The sequence below is a fragment of the Nostoc sp. CALU 546 genome (genome assembly GCF_048836525.1).
This window is the reverse complement of the sequence record NZ_JAWJTF010000089.1, coordinates 1-14,681: the sequence shown is the minus strand read 5'-3', so window position 1 is coordinate 14,681 and position 14,681 is coordinate 1. Positions and strand designations below refer to the sequence as shown.

10 protein-coding genes are annotated in these 14,681 nt (G+C 41.4%); 5 read left to right on the top strand and 5 right to left on the bottom strand.

What is annotated here, in order from left to right:
• The first annotated feature begins 154 nt into the window (after positions 1-154).
• From RRG12_RS31605 to RRG12_RS31590, 4 genes are all read left to right on the top strand, one after another.
• Positions 155-664, top strand: a complete 510-nt coding sequence (locus RRG12_RS31605) for a GNAT family N-acetyltransferase (RefSeq protein ID WP_420757912.1) — start codon at positions 155-157, stop codon at positions 662-664.
• A gap of 168 nt (positions 665-832) precedes the next feature.
• Positions 833-1,429, top strand: coding sequence for a cytochrome b/b6 domain-containing protein (locus RRG12_RS31600; RefSeq protein ID WP_069070015.1), 597 nt, complete (start codon positions 833-835; stop codon positions 1,427-1,429).
• A 125-nt stretch (positions 1,430-1,554) separates the two neighbouring features.
• Positions 1,555-2,988 carry a bifunctional orotidine-5'-phosphate decarboxylase/orotate phosphoribosyltransferase gene (locus RRG12_RS31595; protein WP_420757911.1) on the top strand — a complete coding sequence of 478 codons (1,434 nt, stop codon included), beginning with the start codon at positions 1,555-1,557 and terminating at the stop codon, positions 2,986-2,988.
• 120 nt (positions 2,989-3,108) lie between these two features.
• Positions 3,109-4,209, top strand: a complete 1,101-nt coding sequence (locus RRG12_RS31590; protein WP_420757910.1) for an AI-2E family transporter — start codon at positions 3,109-3,111, stop codon at positions 4,207-4,209.
• Between the two features lie 169 nt (positions 4,210-4,378).
• Here the strand turns inward: RRG12_RS31590 and RRG12_RS31585 are convergent, their stop codons facing one another.
• Both RRG12_RS31585 and RRG12_RS31580 read right to left on the bottom strand, forming a co-directional pair.
• On the bottom strand, positions 4,379-5,890 hold the full coding sequence (locus RRG12_RS31585) for a pentapeptide repeat-containing protein (protein WP_420757909.1): 1,512 nt from the start codon (positions 5,888-5,890) through the stop codon (positions 4,379-4,381).
• Between the two features lie 44 nt (positions 5,891-5,934).
• Entirely contained in the window at positions 5,935-7,971 is a 2,037-nt protein-coding gene (locus tag RRG12_RS31580; protein WP_420761934.1) for a glycosyltransferase, read from the bottom strand.
• A gap of 460 nt (positions 7,972-8,431) precedes the next feature.
• Between RRG12_RS31580 and RRG12_RS31575 the strand changes: the two genes are divergently transcribed.
• Positions 8,432-8,572 carry a hypothetical protein gene (locus tag RRG12_RS31575; RefSeq protein ID WP_420761933.1) on the top strand — a complete coding sequence of 47 codons (141 nt, stop codon included), beginning with the start codon at positions 8,432-8,434 and terminating at the stop codon, positions 8,570-8,572.
• Here the strand turns inward: RRG12_RS31575 and RRG12_RS31570 are convergent.
• From RRG12_RS31570 to RRG12_RS31560, 3 genes are all read right to left on the bottom strand, one after another.
• Positions 8,564-9,883 carry a calcium-binding protein gene (locus RRG12_RS31570; protein ID WP_420761932.1) on the bottom strand — a complete coding sequence of 440 codons (1,320 nt, stop codon included), beginning with the start codon at positions 9,881-9,883 and terminating at the stop codon, positions 8,564-8,566. The two genes, RRG12_RS31575 and RRG12_RS31570, sit on opposite strands and share 9 nt — an antisense overlap.
• Positions 9,884-12,030: 2,147 nt before the next feature.
• The gene (locus RRG12_RS31565; RefSeq protein WP_420761931.1) at positions 12,031-14,490 is read right to left on the bottom strand and encodes an ATP-dependent Clp protease ATP-binding subunit; all 2,460 of its coding nucleotides are present in this window, start codon (positions 14,488-14,490) and stop codon (positions 12,031-12,033) included.
• Positions 14,483-14,681 (bottom strand): hypothetical protein (locus tag RRG12_RS31560; RefSeq protein ID WP_420761930.1); only part of this gene is annotated, 199 nt, incomplete at its 5' end. The genes RRG12_RS31560 and RRG12_RS31565, both read right to left, overlap by 8 nt.

Below are 14,681 nucleotides of genomic sequence, written 5' to 3'. Positions count from 1 at the left end.
CCTATATTCTTGGAAAGAAATATTTTTGTTAGCCTCAATAGCATTGAATAACTGAAAAGATAATGTCATTTTTCCATTGGGGATTCGTTTCGTCGAGTTATACTGAGCGCATCTCAAAGTTAGGGTTAGGGTAGTACAAACAGCACAGTAAGTAATGTTTACGTTTCACCTAATTAATGAGAGTAATGCACGCGCTATCTTAAGTTGGCGATATGAGCCACCCTATGATTTATATAACTACTCAGAGCCAGAAGCTAATCTACTACAACATATTCTGCACCCCCAGAACACCTTTTACAGTATTCTGGATGAGAATGGCGAGTTAGTAGCTTACTGTTCTTTTGGACAAGATGGACAGGTCACTGGTGGTGATTACAATGAGCAGGCGTTGGATATTGGTATGGGGATTCGCCCTGACTTGACCGGACAAGGAAAGGGTGCTGAGTATGCCAAAGCCGTATTGGAATTTGCCAAAAGTTTATTTCAGCCAAAAGCTTTTCGGGTAACGATCGCAGCATTCAACAAGCGTGCGATCAGGGTATGGCAGAAATTGAAATTCGAGCATCAGCAGTCATTTGAGCGACGAAGTGATGGAATGCAATTTATCGTGTTATTACGATCAGACTGCTGTAAGACATCGCCCAATTGGGAAAATTTAGCTTAGAACAACCCTAGTCATACCTAAACTGACAGTTAAAACAGCAGATGGTAGAGCATCAATGTCAGAATACTGGATCTAATGATGGGAAAATAAAGGTAAGTTAACCATCCTCAAACTGGCTAGGCTATTTAACCAAGACAGGTAAACAGCGAATTTTATCAATCAAAATTTATGAATTCGACCATTCCTTCTCAAACTCGAAAGCCACCTACCCAAGCAATAGGAGCCAAAATTTTCCACTGGTGTAACATCATTAGTCTGTTTATCATGCTCACCAGTGGATTACAAATTTACAACGCCAACCCTGTTTTTGGTGGACGTGCAGGTTTGCACATTCCTCCGATATTTACTTTAGGAGGTTGGCTTGCAGGAGGTAGACACTGGCATTTTGCAGCAATGTGGCTATTCTCCCTAAATCTCTTATGGTATGGAATTTACATTTTAATTACCCGGCGTTGGCGACATCGGTTTGTCGGTGTCAATGACTTCAAAGCATTACAAAAAAGTCAAAATTCTAAGCGTCTAATTTATGCTTGGCATCGGATTGCATATACAGCAATTATTCCTATTTTGCTGCTGGCATTATTTACAGGAATAGGAATGTATAAACCTGCTCAGTTTCCCTGGATAGTGGATTTTTTTGGCAATTGGCAAGCATTGCGAATCGTTCACTTTGCCTCAGTGCCGCTGGTTATCTTATTTGCAGTGATTCACTCTCGATTAGGGCAGAAAGCTGGAGGCGCTCAACTAACAGAATCAATGTTTTAGTAAAAGAAACTCTGGTCATGGAGATAGATAGACGCGGATACTAATAACCAATGACAAATGACCAATAACAAATGACCAATAACAAATGACCAATGACAAATAACAAATGACTCTTTTTAAAAAATATGAACTTTTTTGATAAATTGAATGGAAATATCTTGCAAAATCAAAGCTTACTGTTTGTAGGACTTGATCCAAATCCAGAGATGATGCCTGTGCGTTATGAATCTGAAGAACTCATTGCTGGTTTGGAGAAGTGGTTACAATTCATTATTGCTGAAACTGCTGATTTCGTTTGTGCTTATAAACCTACACTTGGCTTCTACGAAGCGTTAGGTATTCCTGGTTTAGAACTGCTGTACAAAACTTTAGCAGCTATTCCAGCCCACATCCCAGTTATTTTAGATGCCAAACACAGCGACTTAAATACTAGTACCATCTTTGCTCGGACTGTGTTTACAGAATGGCAGGTAGATGCAATAACTCTTAGCCCCTATACAGGACAAGATCATGTAGCACCTTTTTTGGTCTATCAGGGTAAAGCGGTATTTATTTTATGCTGTACTTCTAATCCAGGTGCAGAAGCTTTACAGCAATATCCTACAAACGAATCACCTCTTTATTTACAGGTGGTAAAAGAATCAAAAACTTGGGGAACTCCAGAACAATTGGGTTTGGAAGTGGGAACTACAAAACCTGAAGTATTAGCACTTATCCGAGCGATCGCGCCGGAACGAATTATTATGGCGCGTAGCATCTGGGCGGAGGGTCAAAACCTGAAGCAAATTTTAGAAGTAGGCTTGAATGCTAACGGTGATGGTTTGCTGATTCCTGTTCCTCAAGATATGTTGGGAAACACACAATTATCTGAGCAAATCCAGTCTTTACGCGCAGAAATTAATCAAATAAAAGCTGAAATTATTCACGAAAATTCCACGTGTTCTGTGTGGTTTCCTGATGTTTGTTTGCTAAATCAGCATCCCCATCAGGATTTAATTTTACAACTTTATGATATTGACTGCATTATGTTTGGCAGCTTTGTCCAAGCATCGGGAGCTATATTTCCTTATTACATCGACTTACGCAAAATTATTTCCAACCCTCAAGTTTTTAATCAAGTTCTCACAGCTTATGAGGACATTTTGAAAAACCTGAATTTTGATAGGTTAGCAGGTATTCCCTATGGTTCTTTACCTACTGCGACTGGTTTAGCTTTGCGCCTTCATTGTCCAATGATTTTCCCTCGTAAAGAGGTTAAGGCACACGGAACGCGGAGAGTAATTGAAGGTAACTTTCACCCTGGTGAAACAGTTGTAGTGGTTGACGATATTCTCATCAGTGGCAAAAGTGTCATGGAAGGGGCAGGAAAGTTAGAATCAGCAGGATTAAATGTTAATGATATTGTAGTATTTATCGACCATGAACAAGGGGTAAAAGATAGATTACAGCAAAATGGTTATCGTAGTCATGCGGTTTTAACTATTTCAGAAATTACTAATACTTTGCATCAAGCAGGGCGAATAAATGAGGAGCAATTTTTAGCTTTTGCTGAAAGTTAAAAATTGGAATAGTAGGGAGCAAGGAATGGGGAAATATTTTTCTTATCTATTTTCCCTTAAGTCTATTTAATTCTCAAGTTCAATGTATAAATTAGAATAATTTTGATTTTAAAATTAACTATGAATTTTTCACTGAATCAACTACTTAGATGGTTAATTTTTACGCTACTATTTCCTCTAGCTTTTCTTAATGGTTGGCTAGTATTTTTACTGGTTAAAAATTTTCAACCTGTCGTAACAATTCTTGTCTTGGCTACCTTGCTGGCATTCGTTTTAAACTATCCTGTTTCAATTATTCAAAAGCGAGGACTTAAACGTGGCTATGCAGTAGCGTTAGTTTTTATATCAGCATTGATAATTATCGTTGCTCTGGGCATTACTTTATTACCCATTGTTTTAGAGCAATTTAATGAGATGGTTAAAGTCTTTCCCCAATGGATTGATTCTAGCGAAGAAAAACTTCAGATTGTAAATGAATGGTTTTTTAGACACAGAATAAATGTGAATCTAAGTCAGCTATTAGCAAAAATTACTGAGCAATTACCCAATGAATTAGAGTTTGTTTCAGACAAGCTTTTAAGCATTATCATAGATACAATTGATAGTATTTCTGAGGCGTTAATCATTGTAGTCCTGACTTTTTATCTATTGTTAGATGGGCCAAGGATTTGGGAGGGTATATTTAAGAAGTTACCTGGAAGTATAGCTCAACAGGTAAGCCAGTCTATTCAGCAAAACTTCCAAAATTATTTGATTGGTCAGGGAACTTTAGCTTTGCTGATGGGTGTTTCAATAACATTATTATTTTTAGCTTTTCAAGTCCAGTTTGCTTTACTCTTTGGTTTGGGAGTTGGGCTTTTGAGCTTAATTCCCTTTGGTGATGTTGTTAGTCTTGTTGTAATAACTTTCATTATAGCTACACATAACTTTTGGTTAGCAGTAAAGGTTTTTGCGGTAGCTGTTGTCATTGACCAGTTAATTGATCAGGCGATCGCACCACGTCTTTTAGGTAAAATTACTGGCATTCGACCAATATGGGTATTAATTGCTTTGCTTGTCGGAACCAATGTTGGTGGAGTTTTAGGTTTACTAGTCGCAGTACCTACAGCTGGTTTTATTAAAGATGTAGCAGATGGGTTTTTTAAATCTAGTGATTCCGATAATGCTGTTAATGGTGAAGCAGGATCAGAATTGTTGGCAGAAGAATCAATCTTGCCATGAGTAATGAGTAATAAGTAATGAGTAATGAGTAAATACCCATTTCTCATCCACTTATTACTCATTTAAAGTCCTTTGACATCCTCACCGGGCTAAAGCTACGGTGATTCCAATCTTGACTCCTGACTCCTGAATTCTGTTCGATAAAAGATTGACTCAGGTTTCCATAAGCTTACGATAACTGGAAGACAGAACTGTTGTTTGGATCAATATTTGTACTAATGTCAGCTTGGGTAAAGGTAGTGCCAAAGAGGGTCAATAACAACTGTCCAGTACCAAAACCTGCATTATTAGCGATGCCATCTCCTAATCGGAACTGACTATTACCGTTGACAATACGCACATCTATTGCAGCAATACCACCGAAAGAAAGGATATCTCCCCCTGCTCCTGTTACAAATTCGTTGATTCGGTCTTGACCATCACCCAAGTTATAGCGAATGGTATCGCTGCCATTTCCTCCAGTAAGTGTGTCATTGCCAGCGCCACCATTGAGATAGTCATTACCTGCACCACCGGTGAGATTGTCAGCGCCAGCACCACCAAACAAGGTGTCATTTCCACCGCCACCAAATAGAGAATCAGCGCCTAAACCGCCGTCTAGATAATCATTCCCTGCATTACCAATTAAGGTGTCATTCCCTGCAAAGCCAAAGAGATTATCGTTGCTGCTGGTTCCGGTGAGGGTGTTGTTAAATTCATCTCCAATATTTAGACCAATTGCATCATCTGCGATCGCACCAGTCAGATCCGCTCCCACGAAAATGGCATCAGTGAAATTTGCTTTAGACAGATCAGCGTTTCTCAAGTTGGCATCTGTGAAATTTGCACCAACAGCAAGTCCATTAAAAGAAAAACCTTCTGCGTTGGCTTGGGTAAAGTTAGCTCCACTCAAATCAGTATCAGCAAAGTCAGCCCCACTCAAGTTTGTTACTGTAACATTGCCATTGGCATCTATAAAGGAACTAAAATCAGCACCAGTTAAAATCAAATCTTCTGCGGAAACGTTGCTAAAATTCGCACCACGAAACCTAACATTACCTGACTGTGTTGGATTTAGTAGTTCTACATCACTGATGGAGACATCACTGAAATTAGCCAGGTCAAAAATAGAGTTCTGTAAGGTCAAATCCGTGAAGTTTGTCAGACGAAAGTCAGCCCCCGTTGCATCGACGTTGACCAAAATAGTACTATCCAACTCAGCCTCTAGAAAGCTGGCATTCACGAGCGTTGCACCTGTAAAGTCAGCGGCTTTTAGCTTCGCCTTAAATAAATCGGCTCCCGTGAAGTTAGCACCTCTCAGGTTGGGGCGCTCAGATTGTTCACCACTGAGATTAGCTTCCCGCAAATTAGCATTAGTCAGGTTAGCATTTGATAGATTGATGAATTTCGTGTTAATCAGCGACAGATTAGCCTGTCTCAAATTGGCCCCACTGAAATTGACATTTTCTAATGTCGCCTTGAACAAATTAGCTGGTTGAGAAAAGTTATTATTAGGGGCAAAAATTGCACCAGATGCATTTACGTTAAATAGCTTTGCTTCTTCAAAGTTAGTGCCTCGCAACCCTGTATTGACGAATTGAACATTTGTAAGGGTAGCTTTGAAAAAATTGGAGCCATTTAAGTTTTGACCGTTAAAATTGTTTCCGACTAGGCTTTGTTCACTAAAGTTGAAAGCTGTCATATTATGCTCCTCAAAAAAAATTAAGCGGTTTCAAAGTTAAGGAATCAAGCTGGTTTTTGTACTTCAACTTGTTGTTGAGAAGTTTGTTGTTGCAGTTGCTCTTGTAACCAAGAAGAGAAAAGTTCGTTGAGCAATCGTTGCTGCATAGGTTCGTTAAGTTGGGCTGGTATCAGCTTTTCCAGCCGCACAATTACCCACCAATCTCCGATGTGGGTTGGTGGCGATATCTGCTCTGGTTGGCTGATGGCAAGGATTCGGGCTAGTTTGGGATGGGGTGTACTCAATGCAACTGGCCCCACTAAGCCACCAGCCTGAGCTTCTCCACCTTGAGAGTATTGCCTTGCAACTTCAGCAAAGGACTGTTCGCCTTCTACCAGACGGAAGTAAAGTTCTTGAGCAACAGCCGCATCCCGAAGGCGAATTAAAGAGTAGATAACATGATCAAGCTTTGGCTTGAGTTTGTAAAAGTGCGAGTCTAATTTACTACCCCAAGTGGCTTGTTTAAACTTTTCAATTCTCAGGTTACGGGTTGCTAAATCTAAAAATTGTGTTTCAGTTATGTTCTGCTGCTGCAACCAATTTTGACGTTGAGCTTCTGATGTCAATTGATGCTGTTTGCACAAGTCTTGGTAACACTTGGCTTCTTCTTCTGGTGTGCAGCTAAAGGGTGCGATTGCTTCATCAATCAAAAGTTCTTCCTGGAGCTTTGATAGCAGTTGGTATCGATTCAAGAGAGGGATAATATCTTGAGTTGTTACCGTCTGGTTATGCACTTGTAAGAGTGTTGTTGATGAATTTGAGTGATTATCTTGAGTCGTGGTAATCAGTTCTAACTGAGCTTTTTTATGTAGAGAAATTAGATTACTGCTCTGATTTTCTTGCTGTTGTATCCATTGCAGATGTTGGGGTAATAACTGCGACAAGTTATAGCGCTCTAAGATTGTTTCCCTGGCTTTGACCCTGATTGAGGCCATTTTGTCTGGATGGGTGAGTGCTTCTGTAATGCGATCGCAAATTTCTTGGGGTGAAAAAAAGTCTACCAACAGACCATTAACACCATCTTGGATCACCTCAGTTACGGGAGCAGTTTTGGAAGCTACCAACAAACAACCTACAGATAAAGCTTCCAACATTGACCACGACAAGACAAAGGGACGAGTGAGATAAACATGGACAGAAGAAGCTTGGAGAACTTGCAGGTATTCAGAATAAGGTAGCCAACCTGTAAAGTGAACTCTGCTCAGGTCAAGATCGTATTTTTCCAGCATCACCTCTTTGTAGGTTTTGCCATCAGGTAGTTGTTTGCCGTAAGCTACACGGTTTTCTCCCACAATGACGACATGGCAATGCGGACGTTGTTGTTGGAGTAAAGCCACCGCCTCGATAAACTGAGGAAATCCTCGATAAGGCTCCATACCCCGCGCTACATAAGTGACAATTTCTTTGGCGTGAGAAAGGTCTAGATTGATGCGTGGGAGAATTAACTTTGCTCCCGGTTTGGGGCAAAAGAATTCTGTGTCAATGCCATCATGAAGGACATTGATTTTATTGTGATATTCCGAAGGAAATTGCTGACGCTGCCAATAAGTGGGAGAAAGACCGCGATCGCAACTATATAAATCCTGTAGAATCGGAGCATTTTTAATCCGAATCCGGGCTTTATCGTCAGAAGTTAAGGGTTCGCTGCGATCGAAGTCGGCATCGGAGCCATGAGCATGATAAAACCACTCGAAATAGCATAGTAATTTGGCATCGGGAAAAATATCTTTGATGAATAAGGTCGGGCCCCAACCCGAATGACCATAGACTACATCGGGAATAAAGCTTTGGGCTTTGAGCTTTTCTGCCAGCCTATAGACACCTTGACCCTGAAGGACAGCATTTTCTAGAGGTCTAACATAGTGATGAGTTTCGGGACGAGCTTCTCGTGTAGGGCTATAAATTACCTTATTAACGCTTGGTAAATTATCTTCCTGACGAGTAGTTCCAAAGAAAACTTGGTTATCTTTGTCTTTGGCTAAAGCAGCAGCTACATGGCGAAATTGGGCAGGAAAATTTGGATGCAGAAATAAAATTCGCATTGCTCTTTGATTATTAGTAGTTCTCCAAGGGAACTTGGCGGGTAAAGGGAAAAGGGTAAAGGTGTGAATGGTACTAAGTTAAGACACAGCCCTTGCCCTGTCTGGGAACGAGGCAACACAAGACTTTGGGTTTTTCTTAGTGCCATTCAAAGGTGTTTTATCCCTTTCCCCAATCTTCACCCTGCATTTTTGGGTTGGCAGACTATTAGTGGTCTGTCCCATTAATTTTGAGGGGCTGCTAGATCCCCGACTTCTTTAAGAAGTCGGGGATCTGAACACCACTAACCTCTCAAAACTTTTGGGACAGACTATTAGTGGCAAGGTTTGTAGTAAGCACTTAAGTGCTTAAAAATCCAGGACTAAAGTCCTTACTACAAACTTTTATAACCCTTCAGAACTAATGGGACAGACTATTAGTCTCCTGCCGTCTTCAACTATAAAGACAGCAGGAGAGATAAAATTGAAACTAATCAACCCCAAAAGTGGCTCAGTACGTTATCGTGACGCTGCGGCTGCTTTGTTGATTTTCTGGGTACTATCAGGTGTGTGCTACTTGGCTGGTACCCAAGTACACCGCCTGGTTGCCCATTTCTTACGATAGAAAATCGAATTCTGTGACCAGTGCAGGAGCCACGTTAATTACGGTCGCTAACAGTTCGCCAGTTTCAGCAATGGAAATCCGACTACTAGCTTGACCATTAATAACAACACGGCTGATTGTGAGTTCCTCAAACGGTAAGTCAACCTCGAAGAAATCTATACCATCCTGGAAGTCAGTGATAATGTCGCCGACAGGAGCAGGTACAGGTGGCTCACCGGGATCTGGTACTTCAAACCCTACTTCTTCCAACACAAATATGTCAGTACCCGCACCGCCAGTCAGGGTGTCGCGTGCGGTTTGACCTTCCTCGGCGTCTTGTCCACCGAACAGGGTGTCATTGCCAGCACCGCCTACAAGGCTATCAACTCCTGTTCCACCATCAAGATTGTCATCACCACCTTGACCCAACAGGGTATCATCGCCAGAACCGCCCACTAGGGTGTCAAAACCACCCCCACCTAAAAGGGAGTCATCGCCGTCAAATTCTTCGGGTCCACCTTCTAAGAAGTCAGCTTCAGCACCGCCTTGGAGAGTATCATTGCCAGCTCCCCCAAAAAGGGTACTAGTACCAAGACCACCATTGAGGCTGTCATTGCCATCTCCACCATCGAGGGTGTCAAAACCATCCCCACCTAAGAGGATGTCATCACTACCTAAACCATCGAGGTAGTCATCGCCGGTTCCGCCATCGAGGTAGTCATTGCCACCACCACTTAAGCTATCAGCATCGCCTTGGAGAGTGTCGTTACCATCTCCACCAAAAAGGGTATCAGCGCCAGCCGCACCCAAAGTGTCATCACCGATCAGGAAATCATCACCGCCTAAGCCATCGAGGAAATCATTGCCAGCGCCGCCATCAAGGGTATCACCCTCTATAAAGCTGTCACTGCCAATCAGGGAGTCAGCGCCTGCATCGCCGTTGAGATTGCTCTTACCGAAACTGTTATTAGCAGTTGTCAGAGTGTCATTGCCAGCTCCGCCGAACAGAGTATCCTCAAAGCCACCAAAGAGCAAGTCATTACCAGCGCCGCCATCGAGGAAGTTTTTCTCATCAAGAACATCGTCCTCACTCTGCCCACCATAGAGGGTGTCATTACCGCCCTCACCAAAGAGGGAGTCCTCGCCAGCATCGCCAAATAGTCTGTCGGCACCGGCTCCACCAAACAGAGTATCCTTATCTTCCCCACCTCGGATCAGGTCATTACCACCTGATCCCAATAACAGGTCATCACCAGCAAAGCCGCGAATCGTGTCAGCTGCGCTAGTACCTTGAAGGGTATCGGAATCGGGTGTTCCATTTCTAATTGCCATAAATTAATCCTTGCTTTTGGGTTTCAAAAAAGTATTTGGCTTGTTTACAACTAAGTTAGTTGTTGTAATTCTCATCACTCCCCCTCTCCCAAGTTTGAGAGAGGGGCGATTAAGAAATGATGAGAAGATATTGGAAGAGATCATCAAACTTACACTGCATAGCTACATGATTAAGCATTTGCAAATCACATCCTTTGTTTGAATTGCTTGAAGAATCACAATGTCATTCGTGAATCATTAATAGCTGTGTATTTTTGGTAATACGAAATTGTCAGAGATATTATTTTGTTGACAACATAATATTCCTGGCTCACCTAATGTTTACCAGAGATTTCATTGCCTTCATTTAATGTTGTAAATGAAGTTATAAAAAAATATCTTTGGCAACTTGGTATAATGCGGCATCACAAAAATGGACAGTTGTAGCTTCTGCTAACAATTAGAAGCAACAATGACCACAATTCAAATATGATGCGATCGCACACCTTTACTTATCACCTTCTTAAAGTTAAGTTTCACTAACCAGAACTCCCATTTTGGATGAGGTAAAGGTAAAGGTTATGATTTCGACTTTAGGTAAATAGGTCTTTTAACCTTTGATTTCTTTCGGAAACAAAGTGTGCGTCAACCTTATTTGGTGATGCATATTCTGTGTAGGACATATACTAGTTGGCAACTTAGCCACAATAGTAAATCATGACCGCACAGTTATTTGATTCGCCTGATTCATTTCACAATCCGAATTTACATGATTACGTTTTTCCAGTTAGCTTATAAATCGATACACCACTGAACACTAGCCGAGAGCCGAGATCGATACACCACTGAATACTAGCCGAGAGCCAAGATTGATAATGAGAACTGTAGGGCTTTTAATAAGATCACTATCAGACAATAATGATCTTTTGCATTAATAGCTGCACGAACACTCTTATGCAAGCAAGAAAAGCTGCTGACTTTTCTCCAAGTACCAGAATTTTCACTCCGAAGTTTCAAAAACTTCTTAATCTGTAAAAACTTCTGACTACACCTGATGATATTTATAACGATGGATTAGTAAGCACAATCAAATTTTCATCCATGTTACATATATTTGTATAGTAAGCTATTTCTGTCAATATAGGTATATAAAGTTATGCCTAAAGACAGAGAACAGAACTATTTAATAAATTTTTTGCAGCATTTTATACTAGTTTTTAAACACATTTTTTTCTTTTTAAAGAGTAAAATAGTCAAATAAATTTTGCAGAAATCGACTAAACTAAATGCGTGTTTAGCTATTAAGTAAAACGACAATGCATACAGAGGGTGACAAGATGGTAAAAATTATTTCCCAAAAAACCACATGGATTTTTGTTAGTTAAAAATTTTACTTAATAACAAAAAATCTATGTTTAGGCTTTATTTATGTCAACTCTGGTAAGTGGGTGAAGTTATTACTCAATAGATGTTGATGGATTTTGCTTAACTTCAATATATTCTCAAATTTATGATGAAAATGCAAGGACAGATAAGACACTTAAACAGCTAGTTATCACGAAATAAATAGGAGGGTACGAATAAACATAAGTATAATAAAGATTATATAAACGACGTTAAAAGCCTATTCACCAATGGTTTGAATCTTTTACTTCTATCTTGTTTTAACGACAAATATTTTTTTTAACATCTTGAAAATAAACAAAGATTTCGTAAATTAGTGGTCAATTGCAAGTTTAAATAGTCTATTATTTTATTTTTTGAGATTAAAATAAGGGCTAAAGATTCTTTATTAAGCTAATTAGGCGGACAGTATATAAGTCAATACGCTTGGGTTAAGAGCTAATTGTATAAAATTGTGGGTTTTCGAGACGCGATAAATCGCCGTCTCTACAAGTGTTTTGGTCTTATCTGAACTGTATTGGTATATAAGTGGTCAAATTTATAGCACGTTAATGCAGGAGTCTTGAGAACTAACTGTATTGCGCCCATGTGTTGTTGTATCCAAAAAAATTGCATAAAAAAGCCCCTGGTAGAAATACCAGAGGTGAAAGATATAATACCATTTCACTTTATGTTTGTCGGAGATGCCCCTGTGAGTGCCTCTACTTAGATGAGAGGCTAGAGTATTTCTCAAATATTACAACAAAAAGTGATCGGGTATAAAATTAGCCAACATTTGCTAGGAGTAATTCTCGTTTTTCTGATTTTCGTACTTTTACTTGAGAGTCATCATCAACATCGACAAACGCTGTGTCTCCATCTGTAATTTCGCCAGACAGCATTGCTTCAGCGAGAGAATCTTCTAAAAGGCGCATAATTGCCCTACGTAATGGTCTAGCACCATAACTAGGGTTGTAGCCTTCTTGTACTACAAGTTCTTTGAAGCGATCGCTAACTTCTAAGATAATTCCCTTTTCTGTCAAACGCTTAGAAACTTCTTTAAGCATAATCTCAGCGATTTGCTTCACTTCATCCCTAGAAAGCTGGGTGAAGACGATAATTTCATCGAGACGGTTAAGGAACTCTGGACGGAAGTAAGCTTTCAATTCTTCATTTACCAAGGTGCGGATGCGGTTATAACTAGCGTCGGCTTGAGTGTCGAAGTCAAAGCCTAAACCACTACCACCTTTTTCAATCACCTTAGAACCGATGTTGGAAGTCAAAATGATCAGCGTGTTCTTGAAGTCAACTTTCCGACCTTTGGCATCGGTAAGATGACCGTCATCCAAGAGTTGCAGCAGCATATTGAATACATCGGGGTGTGCTTTTTCGATTTCGTCGAATAGCAGCACTGAGTATGGTTTCCGCCGCACGGCTTCTGTAAGTTGTCCACCTTCGTCGTATCCGACATAACCAGGAGGCGAACCAATTAACTTGGCGACGGTGTGGCTTTCCATGTATTCGGACATATCTAGCCGAATCATCGAGTCTTCCGCACCGAAGAAGTAGGAAGCTAGTGCCTTCGCCAATTCTGTTTTACCGACTCCAGTAGGGCCAGAGAAGATAAAGCTAGCAATGGGACGATTGGGATTTTTCAAGCCGACACGAGCGCGACGGATACCACGAGATACAGCCGAGACTGCTTGCTCTTGTCCGATAAGCCGTTGATGCAGAGTATCTTCTAGGTGCAGGAGCAACTCTGACTCAGATTCAGTGAGTTTGTTGACTGGTACGCCAGTCCAAGAGGCAACGATTTGGGCGATGTCTTCTTCGTCAACTACAGTCGAGTTGACAGGTTGCTCGGTTGGTGTAAAGGTTGCTTGCAGTTGTTCTGCAAGTTTTAATTCTTGGTCGCGCAGTTGTGTAGCTTTGTCAAAATCTTGGACTCTGACTGCTGCTTCTTTTTCTTTGGTAACGCCGGCGAGTTCACGCTTGAGTTCTTTATTGGGAGAACTTTGAGAGTTCCGCAGACGAACGCGAGAACCAGCTTCATCAATCAAGTCTATTGCCTTGTCGGGCAAGAAGCGATCGCTAATATAGCGGTCTGATAATTCTGCTGCTGCCACAAGTGCCGCATCCAAAATTGTGACTTTGTGGTGTTGTTCGTAAGCACCGCGCAAGCCGTAAAGAATTTGTACGGTTTCTTCTACTGAGGGTTCGCCAACCTTAATTGGTTGGAAACGACGCTCTAGGGCGGCATCGCGCTCGATGTGCTTCCGATATTCATCAAGGGTAGTTGCGCCGATGCACTGGAGTTCTCCTCGTGCTAAGGCAGGTTTGAGGATGTTGGCTGCATCCAAGCCACCTTCTGTACCACCAGCGCCAACCAAGGTATGAATTTCGTCAATCACCAAGATGATATTGCCCACGGTGCGGACTTCTTCCACGACTTTTTTGATGCGTTCTTCAAAATCGCCACGGAAACGAGTTCCAGCTACCAATGACCCCATATCGAGGCTGATAACTTGCTTGTCCTGTAAGGTTTCAGGTACATCCTGGTTGACAATCCGTTGAGCTAGACCTTCTGCGATCGCAGTTTTGCCAACTCCTGGTTCACCAATCAACACTGGGTTATTCTTGGTGCGGCGACCGAGAATTTGGATCGCCCGCTCAATTTCCTTCTCACGACCAACTACAGGGTCGAGTCTGCCTTCTTGGGCTAATTTGGTCAAATTTCTGCCAAATTCTTCCATAGTTAGCGGTTGAGTGCGCTTTTGACTACCACTACCACTACCAGCGAAAGCCGGTGCATTTTCACCCAAACGGCGAACTATAGCACTGCGGACACTCTTGAAGTCAACCCCTAGATTTTGCAGTACTTTGGCGGCTACACCTTCACCAGCCTCGGTTAATCCTAAGAGTAAGTGTTCAGTGTTGATGTAATTCTGTCCTAGACTATGAGCTTCTTTAAACGATTGCTCGAAGAGGCTTTTTACTTTAGGAGTAAAAGGAATTTCTGGTGGTACAAAGCCAGAACCCCTACCAATAATTTTTTCTACCTCGCGACGTGCATCTTTGAGGGTAACGCCTAATTCAGCCAGCACTTTAGCAGCAACCCCAGTTCCTTCTCCCATCAACCCCAGGAGAATTTGCTCAGTTCCTACGAAGTTATGTCCCAGGCGACGTGCTTCCTCCTGAGCTAACATAATTACTCTAATGGCTTCGGAAGTGAAGTGTTCAAACATAATGGGTTATTGCTCCCTCGCTGCTTGGACTTTGGGTGATATAAAATTCACCCTCATCTAAAGTTTTTTGTATTTTCTTAAGGACTAATGTAACTTTATTTAAAGTTAAGTGGCAGTGGTGAGAGCCGTAAGACATCAGGTGTACTTGCCGTCTAATGTGAGTTAGGAGTGATGAGTTAGGAGTTAGGAGT